This is a genomic window from Hoyosella rhizosphaerae (assembly GCF_014643175.1).
Classification (GTDB): Bacteria; Actinomycetota; Actinomycetes; order Mycobacteriales; family Mycobacteriaceae; genus Lolliginicoccus; species Lolliginicoccus rhizosphaerae.
On the sequence record NZ_BMJH01000001.1, the window covers coordinates 332055 to 358699 of the forward strand.

Consider the following 26645-nt stretch of genomic DNA (forward strand, 5'->3'; position numbering starts at 1 on the left):
AAGCATGGCGTGGGGAATCCCACACCGAGGCCGACAAAATGCGCATTTCAACTACGCGAGTTTCTAGCCCCCACAAATGCCGTCATCCAATTGGCGTATCGACGAAAAATCACAAACTACCTAAACTGAACTAGCGATTGTGATTACATTTTTCTGTGAATACAACATCGACAGTAGGTGGGGTTAACCCAGGATCCGTCGACGGAAAGTGTTGTGCATCAGTAATACTCGCGAGGGGACCAGGAGGAGCGAGGATCTAAGTCGCACGTCACAACGCTCGAGACCAAGCTGAAACATTCTTGGTTCCGAAATATGCGTGACACCAAAACCAACGACTTTCTTTCATCGTGTAACACTCCGGGGGCAAATGTGGATATACCAAGCGTGAAGAGGGCTACCCAAACTACACGCGACGACACGCTCCTGCCGCTTACCTCAGCGCAGTCAGCAGCGTGGTTCGCCCAACGAATGAACCCCCACACCCCGGACTGCATCGCGCGATACGTCGATATTCACACAGCGCACGGCGACGACGCCATCAACGCCGAGGCCCTTTCTATTGAGGCCCTCCGAGCAGCAATAACGCAAGCTTCACTCGAATGCGCCCTGTCAACGGTGCGCATCACCGAGCGCAACGGGTGGCCGTATCAACAACTCGACTCGCAACACCTTCATATCCACCAAGTTGATTTGCGTGAAGAACCTGACCCAGTTGCCGCCGCGCATGACTGGATGTGCCTGCATCGCTCCACACCAGTCGACACCAACCGTGAAGCGCTCTTCTCAACGGCGCTCCTCATCGTCGCGGACAACCGCACACTGTGGTACTTCCGAGCACACCGTGTCATCGCGGATCCAGCAGGCGTCGTCGTCTACCAGCGACGTACCGCCGCGATCTACTCCGCACTCGTCGCAGAGCGAAGCATTCCCACGTTCCGCGGCCTCACAATCGCGCATACCGTCGAGCACGATCGCCGATACTCATCAACAGACCGATTCGGATCCGACCACGCATTCTGGGCCGAGCAACTCAGCGGTGTGCGCGCCCCAATAAGTTTCGCTGGCAAAACCGCACCCGCTTCCGTTGCGACGATTCGTTCGACCGCCACGCTGTCGCCGTCAACACTAGAAGCCGTCAACGCGGTCGCCCAATACGCAGGCGCGACGGTCGGTTCGGCAGTCACTGCCGCGTTCATCGCGTACTTCACCCGCATTACCGGTTCCACCGACCCGACCATCACCTTTCCGGTGACGGCACGCACCACCATGGCACTACGCCATTCGCCAGGCGTGCTCGCCAACCTTGTCCCGCTGCGACCAAGCATCACCGAATCAAGCACCGTAGCCGACACGCTGCGGCAAACCCGCCGTTGCGTCGCCGACGCCGTGCGACACCAGCAGTACCGCGTCGACGACATTGTCCGCGAACTCGGGGTCATCGGACCTCAAGCAACCCATTTCGGACCCACAGTCAACGTGGCCTTCGGCGATCCCACACTGAGCTTCGGATCTACCACGGCAGTCATCAACGCACTCACCGACGGACTCGTCTACGACCTCACCGTCAATATCCACTTCGACGCACACGATGCACTCATCATTGAGTTCGAAGCGAACCCTGCACTGTATGGCGAGGCAGAAGTTGCGTCACACCATCAACGATTCATGACCTTCCTGCACGCATTCGCCACCGTCGACCCCGACACCACACTCAATCGAGTGCCAGGGGTGCGCCCACAGTTCCAGGTAATCCAGTAGGTTCGGTCGCCGTTTATCGGCCGCCGACGCTGCCACCTCCGCCGCCCCCTCCGACAGAAGCACCCCCGGCGAAACCGCCTGAGCTAGCCCCAGCTGCGCCCGACGGCGAAGAAGCGAAGTTGTTCAACGCAGCGCTGAAATGCACGGGGCTAAACGGCTGGATGCCGGTGAACCACATCGGACCCGTATTCCCTTCATACTGGTGCGATAACTTTTCCGCCCACTTCTTTCCGAATCCAAACAGGATCGAGTAGGGGAGCGTCTGTTCGTATGCCGCGACCGTCTGGTATCTATCGCCGTCGGTAAAGCTGTTCGGTTCAAACTCTGACTTCCTATTACTCGTCGCGGATTTTAGGTACAACTTGATCCCATCCAACCGATCCACAACTTCGCGTCCTTTTTCGGTCAATGGCCGTATTCCCATCGTTGAGACCATCGCGAACAACCCCAACATTGCGCCAACAATCACCAGTGAGATTCGCCAATCCGCCGGTCGACCAATGAAGAACAGACCACTACCAATCGCGGCAACAATTGCAACACTGCCCAAGGCGATCGCTGCCTTGTTTACCGGAACAGTTCTGCGATATCCGTCCTCGACGACGGACTTGTTTATTGAGTTTGTGAGTTCTTGGAGCGCTTCACTCGTATCGTCATCGGGGTCAGAAAACGAATATTGCTCCCCAGCGGTACCCGACGGGAAGAACGCATCAAGCAGTGCACGTTCGTCCTCGTCCACGCCGTCTGGGTGCACCAATTCGATGCTGTAATTCTCGGACTGCGACCATCGCGAATTGCTCGCAGTCTCCACGATGCGGATGTTTCCACGGATAGCGAGGTCGACAATCTGTGCAGGAACCGCATTGCCTCCAAGGGTTGCGCACTTAATCGCGGCAGCCTTAAGAATGGACATCCCACTAGGAGCGATAAAGGTCGCAGTGAGTTCGCCACGGCGGGGTGCATTACGGCCAACAGTCGAATAGATCCGCACCATCCATGCCATCGCACCCGCTCCTACGGCGGCAGCAAGTGCCATGACGGACGTGGCGACAACCCCGGCCGGACCTTCGGTGTACGGAGCGAACGAATCGCCCTCAAATCCCGCGACTACGGACAGGCCCTCACCCGCATCGAGTTCTCCATTCGATTCAAACGTCAGTAGCCCACCGTCAACATCGCTGGCACAGTCGCGAGTTGCAGCACTAGAACCTTGCAGACACCGCACATCGCCCGTGAACGAATCTTTCACATCATCATCGAGATGGACCCGAGCTACGACATTCCCGAAAGGCTGGATTGAATCAGCCGGAACAGCATCCCAAAAGAACTCCTGACGACCATCAACGTCGTCCACCACATCTCGCAACGAGTACGAAAACTCATATACTTGCGTGCCGCGCACATACTCGTCGGTACCGGTTTCGACAACCCACTCGCTGCCGTCTGCAGACTCAGAATCGATGGGCTCGGCCTCACCATTGCGCGTCACAGAGACACCATCGACAAGCACTGGTCTGCGATCGTAGAACCTCGGCACACTACGCGAAATGCCCTTGTTCTGATCGAACTCAGGGAACTCCGCGGTAAACCTCTCTGTGACGCGGACCGTCGCCCTGTCGCTGTCATCGCGCTCAAAGTAGAAATCAACTTCCACGCTGCTGAAGACGAAGTCATCCACAGCCTGCGCCACGGCAACCGTGGGCGAAACAAACATCGTCACAAGCGCGAGCTGCGCCACCACAAGCGAGAAGGCGAATCGCTGACGTCCCACTGTCGTTTCCTTCACGCTGTCCCTACATTCTCTAGTATCAGGTGGCGATGCAATCGTCGCAGAATTGCGCACCAACGTCGATAAGGAACGGGGCACAGTGGAGTACGGTTTCCTTGAGGGCCATTCCATCGGTGTCGTCTACGCCATTCTGTTCGGAATTGTCTTCCTCCGTGCGCAGGCAACTTATTGGATTGGGAGAGCACTGGGAGTAGGTCTGTACCGCTCCCGCCTTGGCATAAAACTCGGACCGAAACTTGGTCGCGCAGAAGCCGCCATCAATCGCTATGGGCCGATCGCCGTGACCTTTTCTTTCATGACAATCGGGATCCAAACCGCCATCAACTTGACCGCTGGCGTGATGCACATGAAGTTCGGCCGCTACCTCATCGCCATGATCGCAGGTTGCCTCATTTGGGCCGGAATCTACACGTTTGGAGGTCTCGCCGTGTTTACAGCCTGGTGGACCCTTTTCATTCGGTCGCCGGAAATCGCCGTCGGTGGATTCGTCGCCATTGCACTCATCGTCGCCTTGGTGCTGTGGCTTCGACACCGCCGCTCACACCGCTAATCCGTGGTTCAACCCTCACCAAGATTGGCTGAAACTTCTGTGCACTAAGTACTACACAAAGTTGTCGCGCAGGAGAAAGATAAGCCCTATATGTCCTAATCGTTGGCATGAGTAAACTCAAGGGCGGACACAATGTACCTATCTCATCCACGTCGAATCATCAGCATTCTCGCAGCATGCGGAATGACCTTCGCACTTACCACTGCGTGTGGGTCGGACGACACAACCGACGGCGTTCACTATGGGCAACCTGAACAAGTGGGCGAGGGCGAAGCGCGCACTTATGTGGTGGTCGACGACGACGGTGCACCCACAGAAGTGGGTGTAAGAATTACTGAGAACGCACTCACTGGTCTACCGGACTCGCCTGAAGGTCCGCCGCCGGTCTGGATTCTTGATCTACCGGACGAAGCCAGCGACACGGTGTTCGATCATGTCTCACTAGATTGGGCTAGCCACGGTCACGAGCCACCTGGACTTTTTGACGTGCCGCACTTCGACGTCCACTTCTACATGGTGAGCGAAGACGCAATTGACGCCATCAGCCCAGCCGACCCTGATTTTGCGAGCAAGGCTGAAAACCTCCCGGAGGATCGCTATATTCCGGCAGGTTATGTTGTGCCGCCAGGACCGCCGGTTTCGGCGCAAGCAGTGCCGAACATGGGGGTGCATTGGGTGGATTCCGCTGACCCGCTAGTTCCAGGTGAGTATGAGTTCGAATCAACACTCATCATGGGAACGTGGGACGGTGACCTCATATTTGTTGAGCCGATGGTGACGCATGAATTCTTGCTGCAAAAGGAGACCCGCACAACGGATATCCCCCAACCTGAGGCGTACCAAATGAGTGGCTACTTCCCAACGACGTACACCGTTTCTTACGACGCTGATACGGGAGAACACTTGATCACACTCGGTGGGCTTGAGTGGCGTGAAGCCAGCTGATGGGCTAGGCCAATCGGACTCTATGCGCAGGGCTCAGGACTGATTTCTGATTCGCTTAGTGCCGTTCGAAGAACCGCTGCGGCTACCGGACCCGCGTTGGTGGCACCGCCTCGCGATACTCCCGAGGCGGTGTCCGCGACCACGCGCACTGCAACTGCAATGGTGGTGTGCTCGGCGGGCGCGATGGCGATAATCCAACCGTCGTAGAGTCCTGCGCTGTTTTCGGCCGTGCCCGTTTTTGCGGCGATCCCCTCAGCGAGACCGGTGAGCGCTGGGACTTGTCCTTGTGTGATCGACAGTTCCATGCCGTCACGGATCCGTTCAGCAGCAGCGGGGCTGATGAGCTGTGTGGGCCGGGGCATTTCTGATGGTGAAAACCGGCCCTTTCGACATGATCCGATGATGGTGCGTGGTGGGGTGGCTGCGCCATTGTTAGCGATGATCGCGGCGATGTGCGCCATTGTTGCCGGTGTGGCGCGAACGTCTTGTTGACCGAACCCGGTCCGTGCCAGTGCATCCGGACCGTCGACATCTCCGAGGGTGATCGGCCGATTCGGGAGCACCATGTCCCCGTTCTCCCACGTCGACATTGCGGAGGACATGTCTTTGAGCTCATCTTCGCCGAGTTCAATGGCGATCTGGGCAAATGCAGTGTTGGACGAAACTGCGAGCGCGTTTTCCAGCGAGCCCCCACTGCTGCCGCGGTCGTGGTTGCGCACAACACCCTGCCCACCTGGCGGCGTGTATTCGCTGCTCAACTCGGTATCGCCACTAAGGCCCGCAGACAACGCTGCGGCTGCAGTGACGATCTTGAAGGTCGATCCAGGAGCAGTGTCCGCCACGAGGGCGGGGTGCCCATTTGCCCACCTTTGTGAATTGCCGCTGTCTGGGGTAGACCATGCGGCGAGCACCGAACTAGTTGTGGTGTCGAGTACAACGACGTCGCCGACAAGGCCAGCCAACGCATCGCGTGCAGCTGTTTGGATAGTCGGGGACAGTGATGACACTGCGGGTTGTGGTGGGCATTCGAGATCAAAGAAGTTGCGCCACCAACTTCCGCAATTCGGCCAATGCTGGACCCGCTCGTCAATGGTGGTGATGAGTTGGTAGTTGTCGTCGTCAAACCCTGGGACCGTGTGGATAGGCCGCGACGGAAATTCGTTGGCGTTGGTTACTGTGCTTGCGAGGAGGTTGCCGTCGCGGGTGACGAGGTCGCTTCGGCTGGTGAGGGGGACAGAACTGGCATGGCTGGACGCCGGTGTGGGGTCGATGATGGCAGTCGCCATGACGGCGCCGCCCACAATGAGAACCCAGAGCAGCGGAATGCCGGGCGTCACGAGCGCAATGCGTTGGGTGAGTTCCCGTTCACTGCGCGGTGCGTTAAGCGAGATTGATCGCGCGCCAGCCCCACAAATGAGCCCGATGGTGAACCACATCCCGATCATGGCACTACCGCCCTTGGACAAGAAAGGGGTGACCATTCCTGTCATAGGTACGACTCCGAGGTTACCCAGGATGACGTAAGCGGTTTGGATACTGAGCATGGCGGTGAGCCCAGCGGTGATGAGCCGCATTGCGAGGCTGCGTGCCCGCAAGGCGGAGTACCAACCACCGACCGCGATAATGGTGTACAGGGCAACAATGACCAGGAGTGTGGCGTAACCGCGTTCCTCCCCGATGCCGGCGAGAATATAGTCACTTTCGACCACCGGAATCACACCAGGTGTGCCGCGATCGAATCCGCTGCCGAACCACCCGCCGCGGGACAACGCCATTTGGCCCATACCGCTCTGTCGAATACGCCCGTCCGGCAGAACTGGTTCCATCAGTTCGGTGAACCTGTCACGCACCTTCGCTGACACGAGGAACAGCAACGCACCCAGTGCTGCGATACCACCAAACATGAAAAGGGCGTAACGCATCTTTGGTAGACACAACGTGATGATGACGATGCCACCACCGACAATCGCGAGTAACGGCCCTAAGTCATCAAGAAGCAACGCAAGTATTGCCGCGGCAGCCAGGGGGGACGCGGTGATGGCGATTGTTCGGGGAGTGGCTTGCCTGAAAGTCGCCACCGTTGCCAGCGCAAGTATCGCTACGGATATAACGATGAAAGGCCTGGCAAGCTCAACCGGTTGAGCGGTAATCGGCCCGATTCGCACCCACGCTCGCACGTCACCAACAGCGTGCTGCAATGGCGGCACCAGCGGAAGTGCCATAAGGGCCAGACCGACAGCGGCGATGACGAATGCGTGTGTTTGTGACACTCGCGGATGCCACCTGCTCGCAAACCGTGCGGCAACCAAGAACGTGACTAGGGCCAGCACAATCCACATCGCAGTTGTTGGCGCGCCACTGGGTTCCAGTCGAAGTCCCGTGACGTAACCAAGACACGTGAGGAACCACGCAGCCCACGGCACGGCCAGCGACACCTTGCTGCCGATGAATTTCCGAACAGCGAGCGCAAGCAAAAGTGGCATCACTGCGGCAGTGGCAGTGAGCAGAAGCCCGGTACCAACCGGCCACGTGAGCCGCCCCAATGCTGTCAGCATGAGAAGGAAACACGCGGCAGAAACCGACAGGCCGGTGCGCCATTCGCGTTCGGTCATCGCAAGGATAGGGGAACGGTGCCACACCCAGGGTTGCGGTTGGGCTGGTGCGCTCACGCATTGTCCCCTTTCCGTCTCTTCAAGGGGTTGCGGTCTTTGGGTTTGCTTCTCTTTGCTTTGTTTTCTCCGGCTTTGCTGTCTGCGGCAGATGACTTCTTCTTAGACGACTTGTCCGCAGGGTATTGCACCTTGGTGCGTTCGTGAACCACCTGGAAAAGCAGGGGAATAGCTACAAGAAGTATTGCGGTGTGAGCAAGGAAGTCATTTAACATCTGTGTCGCTACCCAGTTCGGGTGACGCGGAGGGAAACCTCACCTGCGAGCACCACTTCATCGCCGTCCGAAAGTTTGTGCGGGCCAGTTAGCTTCTTGCCCCGCACATAAGTCCCGTTGGTGCTGTTGAGGTCGGTAACAGTGATCGAATCTCCCGCTGGGGTGAGGTGGGCGTGGCGACGACTCACCGTTGGCACATTGATAATCAAGTCGCATTCACTGCTTGCACCGATCAAAAAGTCCTTGCCGTCCAGCAACGCCAGTGACTTACCGTCGGGCCGCGTCACCTCCCAGCGCACGCGCCCCACGACCATCGTTGACTGCCCGCTCGCACGAGCAGGTTCCCTGCGCACCTTCGCCGAACTCGGAACTTCTTGGGCATTGAGCAATACCGAAAATCGACGACGGTGGAAGTGTGAATTCTCTGCCAAAGCGAACGACGTGCCCGACGCCCGGTAGCCCTCATCGCGGGCATATGTTTCGACGTAATTCGACAACTCCGCGGTAACGTCATTCCACGCAGAATTGAGACGCTTGGCCATCTCCGGCGACACCACAATAGTGACCTGGCTCGGCATCACCCGAGTGGTCAACGTCCGCTCGGATTGCAAAACAATCCGGTCCGCCACTCTGCTTAAGAAGCTGTCTAAGGCCTCCTCAGGCACAAGCGCTTCCGCGCGCCGCACCGAGTCGAAGAATCGTGACGACACCTCATCTGATACACCCCGCGAGCGCCACTGCACCCACAACCACCAACACCCCGCGGCGACGAGGGCCAAGAACACAACAATGACGAGAACTCGCACTACGACGCCTCTCTCAATCCTTGTTGCAACACAACTGACCCCCATAGACGGAAAACACAACAATCTGACTATAACGACGACAACCGACAAGACACAGGGGCCAAACCGTACACCACATGCGCCGACACACACCGCGCCGTCACGTCAATTGTTCCCCGGCAAGCGGTTTCGCGCTCACCAGCAATCACATTATGTTGACGAACACCCTGGTCACGTCGGGGACATCACACTCAAACACAACAAACGACCCCAACACCGCGCCGCCAACTACACTCAAAACACCGCGGAAAAAGAAGGGGCCCATGGAAACGATCGACGCAGAACTCAGCGCCGCCTACCGAACTTTTCGCGACGAAATCACCCAATACGTCGTCACCACAGACCGCAAAACAGGCGACAAATACCGCTTCTACTTACTCAACCAGCAATACCACCACGTACAACCCGTGGTTATCTATAACGGCTTCGGATCCACCCCAAACACCAGCCTCGGGCAACAGTACCTATGGTCATACGCGCGAAACCTTGACCGACCGATCATCGCGCCCATGGCCGCCCACGTGCACAGGCGAACACATCGCCGAATCTTCGCCGACGGCCACGCCCGCGCACTGAAGCGGGTACACCCCGAACCGGTCCACGTCGCCGGGATGTCCTGGGGCGGTCTGCTGGCATTTTCGGTTGCCGAAACCCTTCAAGAGCAGGCGTCACACCTCGTCACGATGTCGTCCGTCGGCACCCTCGAGTACCTCACCCATTACGCATACCGCGCCTACCGCATGTACCAATACGAAGGGCCCGTCATTCGGCAGGCGGCCCGCATGCTTGCCCAAGACTTCGACCCCACCGACCGTGAACACCCAGCCCCCACAATGGACCCGCTCAGCAAGTTACGCCGCTCACTCATCATGCGGCGACGATCACTGCCCGGCATCGCATATACCCTCAACTCCGCCACAACCTGGCACGACATAGTCGGAGCGCACGATCAGTTCGCCCACTACAGCGATCACATCGACACCGTCCTCAGACGCAACAGCCTCCACCCAAAAAGTTCATCCATCACACTTGTACGCAACCACGGGCACATGTGGGCCCACATGCGCGAACCTCTCGCGCAATTGCTCGCACAGTCACTACGAAACAAAGAAACCGACCACTACCGTGAAGCCACAATTGCCCGCACGCGTGACGACTACACCGGCGTCGACGAACATGACATGTACTCAGTCCGCGGTGGCCCCTCAAGGCGTTGATAGCGCAACAGCAACACACCCCGCGAGAACGACTTCGGCGGCTCAACAAGTTCGAAGCGCGCGGCAGTGGTGCCTTCCGGAAATAGCCTCTTTCCCTGGCCGAGAACTACCGGACACACCCACAGATTGATTCTGTCGACTAAACCTTCGCGGAACAGACTCTGCAACAAATTGCCGCTGCCCCACGTGTGGACCCGCCGATGGCGCTCACAAAGCTCGGGAACCTGAGTAGCGACATCGGAAATTTGAATACTGTTGTCCCACGACAACTCAGGGACACCCGCCGACGCCACATACTTGGGCACTCGATTAAACGCAAGCGCAATCGGATTCGCCTTGCCCGGCCAATAACTACGAAAAATATCGTACGTCGTGCGCCCCAGCAACAACGCGTCCGCACCTTCAATATCAGCGACTAACCGCTCACCAGACTCCGGATCCCCAAAAGGCCTTTCCCACCCTGCAAACTCGAAGTTTCCGTCCTGCGCAGTAGGGCCACCGTTAGCCTGAATCACACCGTCAAGCGTGACTGTCATATTGACGTGCAACTGACCCATGACACCACCTTAGGCTCTTGCGGTGACTGGGCCCAGGGGAATTGTGCGGCGCGCTTAGCTCCGGTTTTTCTGATCTATCGGCGGATGTCGGTATTGCCGAGGGCGCTGGCGAGGTTGTATTTGTCAGAGAAAGCCAAATAGGGGTCACCACTGGTGCCGCCGCCGACCCAGCATTCGGTCTGGTCAGACACTCGGCTGATTGCGCCACCGCAGCTTGCTGGGTGGATCTGCAAACCGCCACCAGTGACGTCGGCGATCTTCGTGCCGTCCTGCGGGCCGATGACTAGTACAGCGACATTACCGCCGCTATTTTGGAGCGGGTCAGTAATACATGGCTGAACCGGCCGCGGCGAAGACAAATGCGATCATTGCGATCATTGCGACGATGAAGGTGACGTAAAAGATGACACCGACGATGACGCCAATCTTGGCCAGGTTCCGGGCACTATCGGCTGTTTGAATTGACTCGGCGTAGCGGCCTTGCGCCCACAATGTGTTCACGTTTCCGGCCTTCAATAGCGCGAAGATGCCAACCGGCCAGAACAACAACATCGCCCAAATTGCCATCCCGAGACGGTTTGCGGGGAGCGTTGGACTACCTGCCGTGTAGCCGCCGGGAGTATTGGGTGCTGACTGGGGTGTTTGCGCAGATGAATCCCATGGTGTTTGCGACATGGCAAGATCCTTATTTTCTCGGACGGCAGATCTCTAAACGCGTGAGACCGTTGGTTTTTCCCGGTGTCGAAACCACAATTTAGTCACCATGGATGATCGGGATTGCGTCGAATTTAATCACAAAGGTAAGAATAAGGTCAAGTGAATAATGACACAACAAATAGAGTTAATCCATCAAATAATTAAGTAACGATCGCGAATGACATTAAATTAATGGTGATTCAAGAAGCATCTAGCTTGGACATTATTTAGCCAAGACACATCCTGCGGTACCGGTCCTGGCGGCCCGGTCCCTATTTGGAACCGGACTGCCAGTGGGTGCCAGGTTAACTCCCAGCCCCGCCTCCAAGACTTCCAGTGTCAGGTATGGGTGTCGGTACTACCGGCGGGGTACTGTCAAGGTTGTATTCAGATTGTGCCCACGCGTCGGCCTGCTCTATGAGATCGGGTACAACGTCGCTGATCCGTGAACCACCGTTGCTGTTAAGTACCGTAATAATTTTCGGGACGCCGTCAGCGAACGCCAAGTACGGGCCGCCGCTGGAGCCGCCGCCAACCCAGCATTCGGTCTGGTCAGACACTCGGCTGATTGCGCCGCGGCCTCTATCCGGGTGGTAGGTGTAATCACCAATGCAAATGGACTGGCGCAAGCCGTTGTACGGCGATGGCCCTGGGTATCCGATAAACGAGCCGCGCACTACCTCGCCAGCCGCTAGACCAGGGTGGATCTGCAAACCGCCACCAGTGAGGTCGGCGATCCTCTTCCCGTCCTGCGGGCGGATGACTAGAACAGCGACATCCGGAATAGATCCATCGACTGGATCAGATGAGGCAAACTTCTTGTCGATAAACCATCCGCCGTACGGTTCTTGCCCTTCTTCGGCTGCGGGGGCGAATTTCACCGTACTGCCAGGTTTGATGTTCACTGTGCAGTGATCGGCAGTGATAGCCAAGGTGCGAGTCGCCGATTCGATGACAGACGCGGTGCAACCCGACGGCCCGAACGTCTCACCGACATACATTGAGCCAATCTTCTGAGAGATTGAATTTTCGGTATAGGGGGTTTGCACGAAGTAACCGCCTGTGCCATTCGTGCGGAGGTCTCCTTGGTCGTCATATTGCAGACGATCCGACAGCGGCGCACCTTCAGGCGAAGGCTGATTGGCGCTGTCTGCGGAGGCAGGGGACGTGGACAGTGCGATGGACGCCGCGATCATGGCGGCGCACGAAGCGCGTAGGCGATTGCTGGACTTCATTGATCTCTCAATTCGGTACGTGATGAATACCCTTGTGGAGCAGGCAATCTCGGTATCTTGGTCGCGATCAGAATAATCTGTGATTGGGATCGATGCTTGCCAAACGCGTTAATTAAGGTCTGCACCCGCTTGCGACGGTAATTTGGCACGCTTAGGACCTGTCTGACTTCTCGTGTACCTTGACCGGGTGTTACCTGAGCAGCTGCGTTATGTTGTGCCGGGGTCCCTTCGCCCGATCGTGGGCGAGGCGACCTTCTGGCGGGGTATGGCGTACGCACGTGACGGTGCCGTTCGCGACCTGACGTGGGATATTGCAGCGAATGTTTTGCGTGCAAATGTAGACGGTAGTGGTCGCAATTCGTACGACACAGTGGTGGCATTTACTACTGGAGGCGGGGAGTGGGAGTTCGACTTCGGTCGGTGTAGTTGCCCCGTTTCGCGAAACTGTAAACATAGCGTCGCGGTGCTGGCAACGGCTGTCACTGCCGCCAGTGCGGATGGGGGCCACGTTGCACCCTTGGCGGACTGGGAACGAACTCTGGCGAGCCTCACGCCCGACGCTCCTGCCCCGGCTGAACCAGCGCTGGGATTGGAATTCTCGCTAGCTGAGTTGACGAAGATTCAGCAACGAGCAGGCGAAACGGGGTCGCGCTTGCTTGTGCGGTTAGCAACGCACGGTCGGCGAGGCTGGGTCACGACCGGGATCACTTGGTCGGAATTGCCGTATGCCCACTATCGGACGGACACACCACCTGAGCACGTGCACATCCTCCGCGAGCTGTTTGCGATCTATCAGGCTGGGCGCGGGCAGGCGCACTATGTCAACTCGTTAGACGGGCAGATGGACCTCGGGGAGTTTCACAGCCCGCGCCTGTGGGCGGTGTTGCGCGATGCCGACTGTCACGGTTTACCACTTTTGGATCGTGCACGAAACTGGCGGCCGGTGACGTTGCACGACAACATCACCTGGAATCTTGATGTGACCAATTCGGGCAGTGCGGGGCTCTCGTTACGCGGGGTATTTAGTATCGACAAATCTTCGACGGCTGTGACCTTTCTGGGTAAACCAACTCACGGGATTGCCGTTACGGACGATTTAGGATGCTTGCACCTTGCAGCATTGCAACGCCCTATCCCTGACACCTTTAAGCCGATGTTCACCGGGGGAACCGAGGTCAGGATTCCTGCTAGTGATTCCGCGAGATTTGTCACCGACTACTTTCCGCAGTTGCGGTCGTATACGGACATCGTTTCCACTGACGGGTCGTTTAAGCGACCTGTCATTAGCGGACCTGAATTGGGCGTGTCTGTGGTGTTCTCTCCCGACTACCGGTCGACGCTCACACTGTCGTGGCGCTATTTTGTTGACGACAGCGCGAGCAATTTCCGTTTTGGTGACAACACTAGTGGGGCGCAATTGCGTATCCGCCACGAGGAAATGGCGATCACCGATCATGTTGCCTCGTGCCTTAATGGATTAATTCCACGCGATGGCGTCGCCGAAACGATGTCTTTTAATGCCATCACTACCGTCAATTTCATCACCGAAGTGCTGCCGGAGTTAAAGCAGCATCCAGGGATAAAAGTGACTATTGTCGGCGAGGAACCCGATTTTCACGATGCCAATGACGCTGTCACCATCACACTCGCCACAGCCCACCTCACGGGCCAGTCGGACTGGTTCGATCTGAATGTTGCACTGACGGTGGGAACCACAGTTGTATCCTTCCCCGACGTGTTCCGGGCACTCGATGGCGGCGAAAGTCATATGGTGCTCCCCACCGGAGCGTTCTTTTCCCTCGACAATCCGGAACTGACAAAGCTGCGCAACCTCATCACCGAGGCGAAAATGCTTGATGATTCGCCGGGCGATGATGCGCAGGACCGTTTGCGCATCAACAGGTATCAAGCCACTTTGTGGGAGGAACTGGTGGGCCTCGGGGTCGTCACCGACCAGGCTGCCGAATGGTCGCGACAAGTGGACGGCCTGCTCAATTACAACCCCGTCGACATCCCACCGCCTCCGCGACTCCACGCAACATTGCGGCCGTATCAACACGACGGGTACTCGTGGCTGACTTTCCTCTGGGAACACCGACTGGGGGGAATACTCGCTGATGACATGGGGCTTGGAAAGACGATTCAAACACTGGCCATGATCAGCCAGGCCCGAACCACAAATCCGGGTGGGCCACCGTTCCTCATCGTCGCACCCACCAGCGTCGTACCAAACTGGGCGCACGAGGCTTACCGGTTTACCCCGGATCTCACCGTTGTGACCCTCAGCGACACCCTGAAAAAGCGCGGCGCCAACCTGGCGGACACCATCGCAGGCGCCGACATTGTCGTCACCTCGTACACCTTGTTTCGGCTCGACTTCGACGCACACGAAGCCAACACATGGTCAGCGCTGTTTCTCGACGAAGCGCAGATGGCCAAAAATCAACGATCCAAGATTTACCAATGTTGCCGACGCCTCCCGGCACCGATGAAAGTCGCCATTACAGGCACTCCCATCGAAAACAACCTGATGGAGTTATGGGCACTACTCTCCATCACCGCGCCGGGCCTGTTTCCCAATCCCAAACAGTTCAAACAGCTCTACGCCGAGCCCATCGAAAAGCTGGGCGACAAGGAGCTTCTCCACCAGCTCAAGCGACGTATCGCACCGCTCGTGCGTAGGCGCACCAAAGAAATGGTCGCCGACGACCTACCTCCGAAGCAGGAGCAGGTCCTTGAGATTGACCTGCATCCCAAGCACCGCAAAGCGTACGAAACTCAACTGCAAAACGAACGCCGCAAGATCCTCGGACTTGTTGACGACATCGACAAGCACCGCATCACTATCCTGCGGTCGCTCACAACGCTTCGACAACTAGCACTCCACGCCGGACTGGTGGACGACACCCACGCGAGTGTGCCGTCGGCAAAGATCGACGCACTCCTTGAACACCTCGAAGATGTCGTGGCCGGCGGGCACCGAGCGTTGGTGTTCAGCCAGTTCACCGGGTTTCTCCGCCTAGTACGCGACAGGCTTATGTACGACGGCATCTCTTACAGCTACCTCGACGGCAGCACCCGCAACCGGGCCGAAGTGATCGACGGATTCAAAAACGGTTCAGCACCCGTTTTCCTGATCAGCCTCAAGGCGGGCGGGTTCGGGCTCAACCTCACCGAGGCCGACTACGTTTTTATTCTCGACCCCTGGTGGAACCCCGCCACGGAAGCGCAGGCCGTTGACCGCACGCACAGAATCGGTCAGAACCGAAACGTCATGGTGTATCGGCTTCTGTCGCACAACACCATCGAACAAAAAGTTAATGCACTCCAGCAACGTAAAGCGCAACTCTCCAGCAGCGTCCTAGACGATGGCACCACCTTCGGCAGCACCCTCACCGCCGACGACATCCGCGGGCTATTCGACTAACAACGCACACACCGACCGCAGCTACGGCACTGTTCCGTTGACATCGAACATCACCGCTGCGGTACACACCAATGTTTCGCCCTGCTGCGGCTTCAACGCCTTTCGTATCGCAGACAAAACCAGCGCCCACTCACGATGCTCGGCATGGTGCTCAACCTCTTCCCGCCACGCACGAGGCTGCTTGCCCAACGGGGCCAAATGCTCGAATGGCCCAGATGAACCCGGCCCATCATGGTCGAATGCCTGCCACGCCAACCACCGCTCGACGCCACGGACAAGCAACGGAGTGGTGAGCGTGGTCGGTGCCACGATGACTGAATCCATGTGCCCGTCATGGGCTCGCTCGGGAATCTCAATGTGGACGCGCTGGCCTTGGGTCAAGATCAGGACCATCGACAGGCACTGATCATCCCAAGTGCAGTCCACGATGATGGAGTCGTGCGTCGTTTCGCCGTCGTCGTTGCGAAAGGTGGCAGTGACACGTTCGCTACTGCCGGGGGTGTAGCGCAACGCCGCCGCGCGGAACACTTCGGGTGGGGTTAGACATGAAACGGTGAGGCCCATTGGTTTCGCCAACCTCCTTGGCGGTGATAGCGGCAACGACCTACTTTGGTCGCATCGAACAATCACCGTGCTCAGCGTTTAAGGTCATTTTTATACTCCGCGTGGTGCTTTGTGTCCTGTTTGAGGTAACGAAACTGATAAGACGGTGCGAACAAAGTCCCAGAATGTTGGAGAAAACTAGGGCGTATCGAATACAAGCGTAGGGGGCACGCCGAGCGGTATCTGTGATGATCCTGAGGAGATCTTGAGTATGGAATCTTGTATGACACAACGTCGTTATACGAAGTAGACCCGCGTCACACCCCAGACTGGGTGAATCGCCGGTAGCGTTGAGGGTTCAGATCGGGAGGAGACGCCCATGAGTACGTCAGAACGTCCCCATGACAGGGAAGAACTGACCCGTGAGATCACGGCCCTGCAAACAGAGGTCGGCTCATTGCGCCGTCAACTCGCTAACGACCCTCACAAGGTGCGCGAACTTGAGGTGCGCATTGAGGCGCTAACAGCGAGAAACGCCAAGCTTCTAGAAACCCTTAAAGAAGCCCGCCAGCAATTGTTAAACCTCCGCGAGGAAGTTGACCGTCTCGGCCAGCCACCGAGCGGATACGGCGTGGTAGTTGGTCTCCACGATGATGACACCGCTGACGTCTTTACCTCGGGCCGTCGGATGCGGCTGCAATGCTCACCCAATGTTGAGGGTGCATCGCTGCGCAAAGGTCAAACAGTGCGCCTCAATGAAGCGCTTACGATCATCGAAGCCGGATCATTCGAGCAAGTCGGCGACATTTGTTCGCTGCGTGAACTGCTCGATGATGGTCATCGTGCGCTGGTCATAGGCCATGCGGATGAAGAACGAGTGGTGTGGCTCGCGGAACCGTTGGTTAACCCTCCACAGACCGACCCCCAATTGCCGCCGCGGAAACTGCGGCCAGGCGACTCTCTCCTTGTTGACGTCAAGGCGGGCTACGCATTCGAACGAATTCCCAAGGCCGAAGTCGAAGACCTGGTTCTCGAAGAAGTGCCCGACGTCGATTACCACGATATTGGTGGCTTGACTCGGCAGATCGAACAGATCCGTGATGCTGTGGAATTGCCATTTCTCCACCGAGATTTGTTCCTCGAATACTCGTTACGTCCACCCAAGGGTGTTTTGCTTTACGGGCCTCCGGGGTGCGGTAAAACGCTGATCGCTAAGGCTGTCGCGAATTCGTTGGCGAAGAAAATCGCTGAGACGCGCGGTGAAGACACCAAAGAGGCCAAGTCGTTCTTCCTCAACATCAAGGGCCCCGAGCTCCTGAACAAATTTGTTGGAGAGACTGAACGTCATATTCGACTGATCTTCCAGCGGGCGCGAGAAAAAGCATCCGAAGGAACACCCGTGATCGTCTTCTTCGACGAAATGGACTCGATCTTCCGCACCCGCGGTTCCGGTGTTTCGTCGGACGTCGAGACCACCGTGGTGCCTCAGTTGCTGAGCGAAATCGACGGCGTTGAGGGACTCGAAAATGTCATCGTGATTGGCGCTTCCAACCGCGAAGACATGATTGATCCCGCAATCCTTCGCCCCGGACGACTCGACGTCAAAATCAAGATCGAACGCCCCGACGCCGAAGCAGCTATCGACATCTTCTCCAAGTACCTCACCGCATCGCTGCCCATCAGCGACGACGATATCGGCGAGTTCGGCGGTGACCGTGAAGCATGCATCAAAGGCATTATCGAGCGTGTTGTCGAACGCATGTACGCCGAAAGCGACGACAATCGCTTCCTCGAAGTCACCTACGCCAACGGTGACAAGGAAGTTCTTTACTTCAAGGATTTCAACTCCGGTGCCATGATTCAGAACATCGTGGACCGTGCCAAGAAATTCGCGATCAAAGAACAATTAGATACCGGTAAGCATGGGCTGCGGGTGCAGCACCTGTTTGACTCCATCGTCGACGAGTTCTCCGAGAACGAGGACTTGCCCAACACCACAAACCCGGATGACTGGGCGCGAATCTCAGGTAAAAAGGGCGAACGCATCGTCTACATCCGCACGTTGGTGACAGGAAAGAACGCGAGTGCAAGCCGCGCAATCGACACAGAATCGAACACGGGGCAGTACCTGTAGACGCTGCGGCGGGCGCCAAACCCGCAGCGTCGCCTAGGCTTGGTTTCTATGCAACGCATCATTGGCACCGAAGTGGAATACGGGATCAGTTCGCCGGACGACAGATCGGCGAACCCCATCCTGACGTCGACGCAAGCTGTGCTGGCCTATGCGGCAGCGGCGGGTGTCCCACGTGCGCGGCGCACACGCTGGGACTACGAGGTCGAATCCCCACTGCGCGACGCTCGAGGGTTTGACCTCGGGCGTTACGGCGGCCCCGCACCCACCATCGATGCGGACGAAGTGGGTGCGGCGAACATGATCCTCACCAACGGTGCTCGCCTGTACGTCGACCACGCGCATCCTGAGTACTCAAGCCCAGAAGTGGTTGATCCTCTCGATGCCGTGATCTGGGACAAGGCAGGCGAACGGGTCATGGAGGCCGCAGCGCGCTACACCGCTTCCGTGCCAGGCAACCCACGGTTGCAGCTGTACAAGAACAACGTCGATGGCAAGGGCGCCTCCTACGGCACCCACGAAAACTATTTGATGAAGCGTGAAACTCCCTTCGCGCACGTCATCTCGGGTTTGATCCCCTTTTTCGCGTCGAGGCAAATCATCAGCGGACAGGGGCGCGTGGGAATCGGCCAGCACGGTGACCGCGAAGGATTCCAGCTGTCACAACGCGCTGACTACATCGAAGTCGAAGTGGGCCTTGAGACGACGCTGAAGCGCGGGATCATCAACACACGAGATGAGCCCCACGCAGATGCCGATAAGTATCGGCGCTTGCACGTCATCATCGGCGATGCGAACCTAGCTGAAACAGCCACGTATTTGAAGCTCGGCACCACAGCACTAGTCCTCGACATGATTGAAGCGGGTAACGACTTTGGCGACCTGCAGTTGCGCTACCCTGTCGATGCGGTTCACGAGATCAGTCACGATCCGACGTTGCAGAAGAAGGTGGAGTTGGCTGACGGTCGGAACTTCACGGCCGTAGAACTGCAACAGGCATATGCGGAGAAGGTGGGCACCTTCCTTGAGCGTCGCGGCGACACCGATGAGCGTGCGCAGCACATTCTGACCCTGTGGCGTGAGGTTCTCGAGAAATTGAGCCGCGATCCGATGGAATGCGCCGACATCCTTGATTGGCCCGCCAAGCTTCGGCTGCTAGAGGGGTTCCGGCGGCGGGAAAACTTGTCGTGGTCGGCTCCTCGCCTGCATCTCGTTGACCTGCAGTATTCGGACGTTCGCCTCGACAAGGGGCTGTATAACCGTTTGGTGGCGCGCGGTTCGATGAAGCGGCTTGTCACTGAGGAGCAGGTGTTGCATGCGATGACTAATCCGCCTGAGACTACGCGTGCCTACTTCCGCGGTGAATGCCTCCGGCGTTTTGGTGCGGACATTGCTGCGGCGAGTTGGGATTCGGTCATTTTCGATCTCGGCGGGGAGTCGCTCGTTCGCATTCCTACACTTGAGCCGCTGCGGGGCACTCGGGCGCATGTCGAAAAGTTGCTCAACTCAGTGACGTCGGCGCGCGAACTGGTTACCAAACTGGGTTCGTGACTGTCGTTTGCTGACGCTCCCGGTTTTGCTGTTCGCTCCCGCTTTTTCACTGCAAAAGTGGGAGCGTCGGGACAAAGTGGGAGCGTCGAGCAAAAACACACACAGCGCCAGTTCCAGAGGTTCATCGCCCCCAATGTCGGTGTGTGGCGGTACTGTTGAATTATCGCTTCGGCTCACCGTAGGTGCGCGTGGCGACGCGAACCCAGCGAGGAGGTGGTCATGATGGCGCAGGAGCAGGTCAAGCGTGGCGGTGGTGGCGATGAGGACGATGCCACACAAGGTCCTGGTGCAGGTGGTCAGGAGCGCGTAGAGAAGATCACTGACGAAACTGACGATCTTCTCGACGAGATTGATGACGTGCTGGAAGAAAACGCTGAAGACTTCGTGCGCGCGTACGTGCAGAAGGGTGGACAGTGAGTTCGGATGAGTCGTGGCGTTTGACGCATCGCGAGAGTGCGCCACATCTGCGTTTTTCGCCATTGTCGTCGTTCACTGACTATTTGCGCACGCAGGCCCCAGAGTTGTTGCCAGGGAATCGCAGTTTTGTCGGTTCGCACACTGAGATTGCGCCGCATGGCACAACGATCACTGCAGTGACGTTTGACGGTGGTGTGCTGATTGCTGGCGATCGGCGAGCGACGATGGGCAATGTTGTGGCGAGCCGTGACATTGAGAAGGTGTTCATCACTGATGAGTATTCCGCTGTAGGGATTGCTGGCACTGCCGGCATTGCGGTGGAGCTGGTGCGCCTGTTCACGGTCGAACTCGAACATTACGAGAAGATTGAAGGCGTCGCGCTGACGTTGGATGGCAAGGCGAATCGGCTGGCAACAATGGTGCGGGGCAACCTTGGTGCGGCCATGCAAGGCCTGGCCGTGGTCCCGCTGTTTGTCGGGTTTGACGAGCATGCCGCTGATCCGAGCGGGGCCGGACGGATTGTGTCGTTTGATGTCACCGGCGGCAGGTACGAGGAACACACCGGGTTCTACGCAGTAGGTTCTGGTTCCTTGTTTGCGCGCTCGTCTCTGAAGAAGCTCTACCGGAAGGGCCTTTCGCAATCCGATGCGGAACGAATCGCAGTGGAGGCCCTGTACGACGCGGCTGACGACGACACTGCCACCGGTGGTTTTGACCAGATGCGTGGTTTGTACCCGACGATGGCGGTCATAACTCGGGAGGGTGCCGCGTTTGTCGATGAGGGACGGTCGGCTGAGATCGCACGCGGCATTGTGCGAACCAGGACTGAACTAGAACAGCACGGGGCGCCGCCACACGAGGGTAAGGAATAGTGTCCATGACTTTCCCGTACTACGCATCGGCCGAACAGGTGATGCGGGATCGCTCCGAGCTTGCTCGTAAAGGCATTGCTCGTGGGCGCAGCGTCGTGGTGCTGACCTTCGCCGGTGGTGTGGTGTTCGTAGCGGAAAACCCTTCGACTGCATTGCATAAGGTCAGCGAATTGTACGACCGTCTTGGTTTTGCTGCGGTAGGTAAGTACAACGAGTTCGAAAACTTACGGCGTTCCGGAATTTTGCATGCGGACATGCGTGGTTATTCGTATGACCGTCGTGATGTGACTGGTCGGGCATTGGCGAATGCGTACGCGCAGCTGTTGGGCACAATTTTCACGGAGCAGCCGAAACCGTATGAGGTGGAACTCTGCGTCGCCGAGGTAAGTGCTCCGACGTCGGTGAAGCCCCCGCAGTTGTACCGCATTTCGTACGACGGCTCCATTGCCGACGAACGCAACTTTGTTGTGATGGGTGGTTCGACCGAACCGATCGTGAAGGCGTTGAAGGAAACCTTTGAACCGTCGCTGCCGATGGATCGGGCTGTGTCACTCGCGGTCGCAGCGCTAAACAAAGCTCCGGCCGCTGGCGGACAGAATGAAACACGCGTTCTTGGTCCCCAGGCGCTAGAAGTTGCTGTACTGGATCAAAGTCGGCCGCGCCGGGCGTTTCGGCGCATCCGCGGCGACGAACTTGAGGGGCTGCTTAGCAGTCAGTCGTAGCCGGTTCGTTGAGGGGCGCGCTCCATAGCTGTCGAGTTAAGAGCGCGACACTCACCCCAACAACCCCGCCAGCGACAACATCGGACGGCCAGTGCACTCCAGTGTGAACCCGTGAATAGGCAACTGCGGCGGCGAGCGGGGCGATGAAATATCCAGCGATTGGTGACTCGATTGCGACACCTGTAGCGAATGCGGCGGCGAGCGCTGCGTGCGCCGACGGAAATGACGGTGTTGTGGGCAGTTCCCCGAACCGTCGGGTGCCTGGAATGGAGTGTTCTGGTGGGCGATTGCGGGGAAATAGCGGTTTGAGCAATCTGCTTGCCACCAAGGTGCTAGCGCCAAGGACTATTGCACCGCGTACCGCACCTCGTCGGGCATTGCCGCCGGACGCAACAAGTATGGCTGCGACGCCAATCCAGAGTTGACCTTTGTTGGCGGATCGGCTCAGGGTGATCATGGCACGGTCCATCGGTGTGGGACGCCACTGTGCAGACCTGGCGACAAAACGACGGTCGACCTGCCCAACAGCTCGACGCACGGCGCGGGGAGCCGCGACGTGGCGTGGCACACTCGCGTCGTGTACGTGGTGTTCTAAATCAGCCTCGGCGGGGCCTGCGGCATCCATACCCCAAGAGTAGGCATTTGCGCGCGCGGTGCAACGTGAAACCCGCGAGTAGTGATCATTTGTTGATCGAGATACCGCAGCATGATCGCTGATCCCGGTAGTGTGGCGAGAGTGCAGCGACGAATCATGGGGATCGAAACTGAGTTTGGTGTCACGTGTACTTTTCACGGGCATCGGCGGTTAAGCCCAGACGAGGTGGCGCGGTATTTGTTCCGCCGCGTGGTGTCGTGGGGCCGAAGCTCCAATGTGTTTCTCCGCAATGGCGCTCGGCTGTATTTGGACGTGGGTTCACACCCGGAATACGCCACCGCTGAGTGTGATGGGTTGCGCCAACTGGTGGCCCATGACAGGGCTGGGGAGCTTATTCTCGAGGATCTCCTCCTTGATGCGGAGCGTCGACTCGTCGACGAAGGTATCGGCGGCGACATTTACCTGTTTAAGAACAACACTGACTCGGCTGGTAATTCGTATGGGTGTCATGAAAACTTCCTGGTCGCGAGGGTGGGGGAGTTTTCACGCATTTCCGATGTGCTTTTGCCGTTCTTGGTGTCGCGTCAGCTGATCTGCGGTGCAGGGAAGGTGCTCAATACCGCCAAAGCGCCGATATTTTGTTTGTCGCAGCGCGCTGAGCACATTTGGGAAGGTGTGTCGTCGGCGACGACGCGTTCACGACCAATCATCAATACTCGCGATGAGCCTCACGCGGATGCCGAGAAGTACCGTCGCCTGCATGTGATTGTGGGCGATTCGAACATGGCCGAAACGACGACACTGCTGAAGGTGGGTTCGGCGGCGCTGGTGTTGGAAATGATTGAGGCCGGTGTACCGTTCCGGGATTTTGCTCTCGACAACCCGATTCGTGCTATTCGAGAAATCAGCCATGACACGACAGGCGCAAAGTTGGTGCGCCTAGCGGGTGGTCGCCAGGCAAGCGCACTGGATATTCAGCGCGAATACCATGCGCGCGCTGTGGAATACATGGCGACCCGTGAGCCGAATGCTGACCTAGATCGGGTGGTGGATCTGTGGGGTCGCATGCTCGATGCTGTCGAGTCGCAAGATTTTTCATCCGTGGACACCGAGATTGACTGGGTTATTAAACGCAAACTTTTCCAGCGGTACGAAGAGAAGTTTGGGCTTGACCTGGGTGATCCGAAGATCGCACAGATTGATTTGGCGTATCACGACATCAAACGTGGTCGAGGGGTGTTTGATGTGTTGCAGCGCAAGGGTCTTATTGCCCGGGTGACAACTGATGAGGAGATCGTGGAGGCCACTTCGACGCCACCTCAGACGACTCGGGCGAAGTTGCGCGGAGATTTCATTACTGCCGCACAAGATGCGGGCCGCGACTTTACTGTGGACTGGGTGCATTTGAAGCTCAATGATCAGGCCCAGCGGACGGTGCTGTGTAAGGACCCTTTCCGGTCGGTGGATGAACGGGTAGAACGGCTCATCGCAAGTATGTGACGAGCAAGTATGTGACGAGCAAGTTTGAGACGCGCAAGTACGTGACGGCAGGACCATGCTGAAGGCGGGAGGTGTGATCAAGTGGCGGTGGCGCGTGCGGAACGACTCGTTAACCTGGTGATCGCCTTGCTGTCGACGCGGCAGTTTTTGACGGCGGACCAGATTCGGGACACGGTTGCGGGGTATCCCAGGTCGGGGTCAGACGATGCGTACTACCGCATGTTTGAACGCGACAAGTCAGAGTTGCGGGACTTGGGTATTCCGCTGGAGACGGGCCGCGCGTCGTGGCATTCGACGACGGAGGGCTATCGCATCAATCGGGATGCCTACGAACTGCCCGATATTCAGCTTGATCAGGATGAAGCTGCCGCCGTGGCGGTGGGTGCTCAGTTGTGGAGGTCGCCTGAGCTGAATTCGGCGACGCAGACGGCGCTGCTGAAGTTGCGGGCCGGTGGTGTCAATGTGGAGGAGCATTTCCCGGTGGTGTCGGTGCCTCAGCGCACCCGCGGCTCCGAGTTGGTGTTAACCAAATTGCTAGCGGCCATCGATGCCGGGAGTGCCGTGCGCTTTTCGCATCGTCGCAATCCTGGTGAGGATTATCGCGAACGTGTAGTGGAACCGTGGGGGATTGGTACCTGGAATGGCCGCTGGTATTTGGTGGGTTTTGACCGCGCCAAGGATGACATTCGCACATTTCGGCTGTCCCGCATAGGCGATGACGTGTCTACGGTGGGGCGCCCCGGATCCGTGGTGAAACCTGAGGATTTCGACATTCGTGAACATATTGAGCGTGCCGTCGCTAGCGACGGGTCGGTCCAGGGGACAGCGCGGGTGTGGGTGGCGGACGAGCGGGTACATGAGTTGCGGAGGATGGCGACTGCTCGCATCCCAAGCGAGCGAGACGGTGTTGCTGGTGATGAATTGACACTGCCGGTGAACTCGTGGGAGTGGCTTGCGCGGGTGATCGCGGGGCACGGCCCCGATGCGGTGGCGTTAGGACCTCCCAACCTCGTTGACCATGTTGTTGATGTGTTGCGTGGTGCGTTTGAGGCTGCCCGCGGGGGTGGGTCATGAGTGGCTCTCGACTATCAAATCAGCTAGTGCGGCTACTGAACTTGGTGCCGTATGTGAAAGCGAACCCCGGGATTTCCAAGGCTGCTCTTGCCGCGGAACTAGGGGTGACAGAGAAGGAACTCGTTCGCGAGTTAAATCTCTTGTGGATGTGTGGTTTACCTGGTTATGGGCCGGGTGACCTCATTGACTTGTCGTTCGATGGCGAGACTGTGTCTGTCGTGTACACGGCGGGAATGGAACGCCCGTTGAGGTTGACGTCCCCGGAAGCGACAGCGTTGCTCGTGGCGCTGCGTGCGTTGTTAGATCAACCGGGGATGGCGGATCCGGCAGCGGTTCAGCGCGCTATTGCGAAAATTGAGGCTGCTGCTGGGATCGCGGCCAAGGCGGTAGCACCGGCGACGACTAACGTGGTTGAGGATGCGCAGTACTCGGTGGTTCGCGAGGCCGTGCAGCAGCAGAAAGCTGTCCAGCTGCGGTACTACTCGGCTTCGCGAGATGCTCTGACTGACCGTGTTGTTGACCCGATTCGTCTCATGCTTGTTGATGACCACACGTATTTGCAGGCATGGTGCCGCATGGCTGAGGCCGTTCGACTGTTCAGGCTTGACCGCATTGAAAATGCAGACATCACTGGTGAGCCCGCGCAGATCTCCGACAGGGTGCGCTCGGAGGTGGTGGACGGATTGTTCAGTGACGCCGACGATATGCGGGTGGCCGTGTTAGAGATTGATCCATCGGCTGCGTGGTTCATGGACTACTACCCGGTGGAGAATCCGCAGCGAGACGATGACACCGGTTGGATTCGCGGTGAGATGACCTACGCCTCGACCGAGTGGATGGCCCGACTGCTGCTCGGATTTGGAGGCGGTATTCGTGTGTTGTCTCCACCGGAACTTGTTGAGGCCATTCATTCTCGCGCCCACGCAGCGTTGGTCCGCTATGTTGGCCAAGGTGAAGCCGAGGTGAACGGCGTGTTCTCACGTGACAGTTCTGGCGGGAACTCGGGTAGCATCGAAGGCGTCAACAATGTGGGAGGCAAATCGTAATGGGATTCACAAGCCCGTGGCACTGGTTAATTCTGCTGCTCGTCATCGTGGTGTTGTTTGGTTCAAAACGGCTCCCGGACGCTGCCCGCGGTTTGGGTCGTTCTATGCGCATCTTCAAGAGTGAGATCAAGGAGATGGGCAACGATGGCGACGAATCGCCGAAGCGGGAGTCCACGCCTCCTCAGCAACTCGCTGCTCCGCCGCTGTCGACACCAGCGCCTGAAGCGCAGCCAGGAACTGGGCAACCACAGGCACAGGGCCAAGGCGATACACAGTCTGGCCAGTCATAGT

At 57.9% G+C, this 26645-nt stretch carries 23 protein-coding genes; 14 read left to right on the forward strand and 9 right to left on the reverse strand.

What is annotated here, in order from left to right; genetic code table 11:
* The first annotated feature begins 369 nt into the window (after positions 1 to 369).
* Positions 370 to 1758, forward strand: a complete 1389-nt coding sequence (locus tag IEW73_RS01445) for a condensation domain-containing protein (protein ID WP_188669986.1) — start codon at positions 370 to 372, stop codon at positions 1756 to 1758.
* 13 nt (positions 1759 to 1771) lie between these two features.
* Here the strand turns inward: IEW73_RS01445 and IEW73_RS01450 are convergent, their stop codons facing one another.
* Positions 1772 to 3529, reverse strand: coding sequence for a DUF2207 domain-containing protein (locus IEW73_RS01450; RefSeq protein ID WP_188669988.1), 1758 nt, complete (start codon positions 3527 to 3529; stop codon positions 1772 to 1774).
* A 64-nt stretch (positions 3530 to 3593) separates the two neighbouring features.
* Between IEW73_RS01450 and IEW73_RS01455 the strand changes: the two genes are divergently transcribed.
* Complete coding sequence (locus IEW73_RS01455) at positions 3594 to 4097, forward strand: DedA family protein (protein ID WP_229675652.1); 504 nt, start codon at positions 3594 to 3596, stop codon at positions 4095 to 4097.
* A gap of 132 nt (positions 4098 to 4229) precedes the next feature.
* The gene (locus IEW73_RS01460) at positions 4230 to 5042 is read left to right on the forward strand and encodes a DUF5602 domain-containing protein (protein WP_188669990.1); all 813 of its coding nucleotides are present in this window, start codon (positions 4230 to 4232) and stop codon (positions 5040 to 5042) included.
* Positions 5043 to 5062: 20 nt separating this feature from the next.
* Here IEW73_RS01460 and IEW73_RS01465 read toward each other — a convergent pair whose 3' ends face one another.
* Positions 5063 to 7711: an FtsW/RodA/SpoVE family cell cycle protein gene (locus IEW73_RS01465; RefSeq protein ID WP_188669992.1), complete on the reverse strand. Its 2649-nt coding sequence runs from the start codon at positions 7709 to 7711 to the stop codon at positions 5063 to 5065.
* Positions 7712 to 7934: 223 nt separating this feature from the next.
* Positions 7935 to 8732, reverse strand: a complete 798-nt coding sequence (locus tag IEW73_RS01470) for an FHA domain-containing protein (RefSeq protein WP_188669994.1) — start codon at positions 8730 to 8732, stop codon at positions 7935 to 7937.
* Positions 8733 to 9034: 302 nt separating this feature from the next.
* On the opposite strand from IEW73_RS01470, the gene IEW73_RS01475 reads away from it, so the two are divergent.
* The gene (locus tag IEW73_RS01475) at positions 9035 to 9988 is read left to right on the forward strand and encodes an alpha/beta fold hydrolase (RefSeq protein ID WP_188669996.1); all 954 of its coding nucleotides are present in this window, start codon (positions 9035 to 9037) and stop codon (positions 9986 to 9988) included.
* On the opposite strand, the gene IEW73_RS01480 is transcribed toward IEW73_RS01475, so the two are convergent.
* From IEW73_RS01480 to IEW73_RS01495, 4 genes are all read right to left on the reverse strand, one after another.
* The gene (locus IEW73_RS01480; protein WP_188669998.1) at positions 9928 to 10545 is read right to left on the reverse strand and encodes a dihydrofolate reductase family protein; all 618 of its coding nucleotides are present in this window, start codon (positions 10543 to 10545) and stop codon (positions 9928 to 9930) included. The genes IEW73_RS01475 and IEW73_RS01480 overlap by 61 nt on opposite strands.
* A gap of 74 nt (positions 10546 to 10619) precedes the next feature.
* Positions 10620 to 10904 carry a hypothetical protein gene (locus tag IEW73_RS01485; RefSeq protein WP_188669999.1) on the reverse strand — a complete coding sequence of 95 codons (285 nt, stop codon included), beginning with the start codon at positions 10902 to 10904 and terminating at the stop codon, positions 10620 to 10622.
* A complete protein-coding gene (locus IEW73_RS01490; RefSeq protein ID WP_188670001.1) occupies positions 10867 to 11220 on the reverse strand; it encodes a CD225/dispanin family protein in 354 nt (117 codons plus the stop codon). The genes IEW73_RS01485 and IEW73_RS01490 overlap by 38 nt, the downstream gene beginning before the upstream one ends.
* A 326-nt stretch (positions 11221 to 11546) precedes the next feature.
* Positions 11547 to 12476: a trypsin-like serine peptidase gene (locus tag IEW73_RS01495; protein ID WP_188670003.1), complete on the reverse strand. Its 930-nt coding sequence runs from the start codon at positions 12474 to 12476 to the stop codon at positions 11547 to 11549.
* 265 nt (positions 12477 to 12741) lie between these two features.
* On the opposite strand from IEW73_RS01495, the gene IEW73_RS01500 reads away from it, so the two are divergent.
* Entirely contained in the window at positions 12742 to 15903 is a 3162-nt protein-coding gene (locus IEW73_RS01500; protein WP_188670005.1) for a DEAD/DEAH box helicase, read from the forward strand.
* 21 nt (positions 15904 to 15924) lie between these two features.
* Here the strand turns inward: IEW73_RS01500 and IEW73_RS01505 are convergent, their stop codons facing one another.
* Positions 15925 to 16467, reverse strand: a complete 543-nt coding sequence (locus IEW73_RS01505; protein ID WP_188670007.1) for a hypothetical protein — start codon at positions 16465 to 16467, stop codon at positions 15925 to 15927.
* Positions 16468 to 16825: 358 nt separating this feature from the next.
* Between IEW73_RS01505 and arc the strand changes: the two genes are divergently transcribed.
* The 5 genes from arc (at position 16826) to prcA (ending at position 22139) form a co-directional block, all read left to right on the forward strand.
* Positions 16826 to 18580, forward strand: coding sequence for a proteasome ATPase (gene arc, locus IEW73_RS01510; RefSeq protein WP_188670009.1), 1755 nt, complete (start codon positions 16826 to 16828; stop codon positions 18578 to 18580).
* A 48-nt stretch (positions 18581 to 18628) separates the two neighbouring features.
* Positions 18629 to 20128, forward strand: coding sequence for a depupylase/deamidase Dop (gene dop, locus IEW73_RS01515; protein WP_188670011.1), 1500 nt, complete (start codon positions 18629 to 18631; stop codon positions 20126 to 20128).
* Between the two features lie 222 nt (positions 20129 to 20350).
* Positions 20351 to 20545: a ubiquitin-like protein Pup gene (locus IEW73_RS01520; RefSeq protein WP_188672704.1), complete on the forward strand. Its 195-nt coding sequence runs from the start codon at positions 20351 to 20353 to the stop codon at positions 20543 to 20545.
* Complete coding sequence (gene prcB / locus IEW73_RS01525; RefSeq protein ID WP_188670014.1) at positions 20542 to 21417, forward strand: proteasome subunit beta; 876 nt, start codon at positions 20542 to 20544, stop codon at positions 21415 to 21417. The genes IEW73_RS01520 and prcB overlap by 4 nt, the downstream gene beginning before the upstream one ends.
* A gap of 5 nt (positions 21418 to 21422) precedes the next feature.
* Positions 21423 to 22139: a proteasome subunit alpha gene (prcA, locus tag IEW73_RS01530; RefSeq protein ID WP_188670015.1), complete on the forward strand. Its 717-nt coding sequence runs from the start codon at positions 21423 to 21425 to the stop codon at positions 22137 to 22139.
* Here the strand turns inward: prcA and IEW73_RS01535 are convergent.
* Complete coding sequence (locus tag IEW73_RS01535; protein WP_188670018.1) at positions 22123 to 22764, reverse strand: phosphatase PAP2 family protein; 642 nt, start codon at positions 22762 to 22764, stop codon at positions 22123 to 22125. The two genes, prcA and IEW73_RS01535, sit on opposite strands and share 17 nt — an antisense overlap.
* 111 nt (positions 22765 to 22875) lie before the next feature.
* On the opposite strand from IEW73_RS01535, the gene pafA reads away from it, so the two are divergent.
* The 4 genes from pafA (at position 22876) to tatA (ending at position 26644) form a co-directional block, all read left to right on the forward strand.
* Complete coding sequence (gene pafA, locus IEW73_RS01540; RefSeq protein ID WP_188670020.1) at positions 22876 to 24234, forward strand: Pup--protein ligase; 1359 nt, start codon at positions 22876 to 22878, stop codon at positions 24232 to 24234.
* Between the two features lie 81 nt (positions 24235 to 24315).
* On the forward strand, positions 24316 to 25308 hold the full coding sequence (locus IEW73_RS01545; RefSeq protein WP_188670023.1) for a helix-turn-helix transcriptional regulator: 993 nt from the start codon (positions 24316 to 24318) through the stop codon (positions 25306 to 25308).
* Positions 25305 to 26354 carry a helix-turn-helix transcriptional regulator gene (locus tag IEW73_RS01550; protein ID WP_188670025.1) on the forward strand — a complete coding sequence of 350 codons (1050 nt, stop codon included), beginning with the start codon at positions 25305 to 25307 and terminating at the stop codon, positions 26352 to 26354. The genes IEW73_RS01545 and IEW73_RS01550 overlap by 4 nt, the downstream gene beginning before the upstream one ends.
* Positions 26354 to 26644: a Sec-independent protein translocase subunit TatA gene (gene tatA / locus IEW73_RS01555; protein ID WP_188670027.1), complete on the forward strand. Its 291-nt coding sequence runs from the start codon at positions 26354 to 26356 to the stop codon at positions 26642 to 26644. Before IEW73_RS01550 ends, tatA begins: the two co-directional genes overlap by 1 nt.
* The last annotated feature ends 1 nt before the right edge of the window (position 26645 follow it).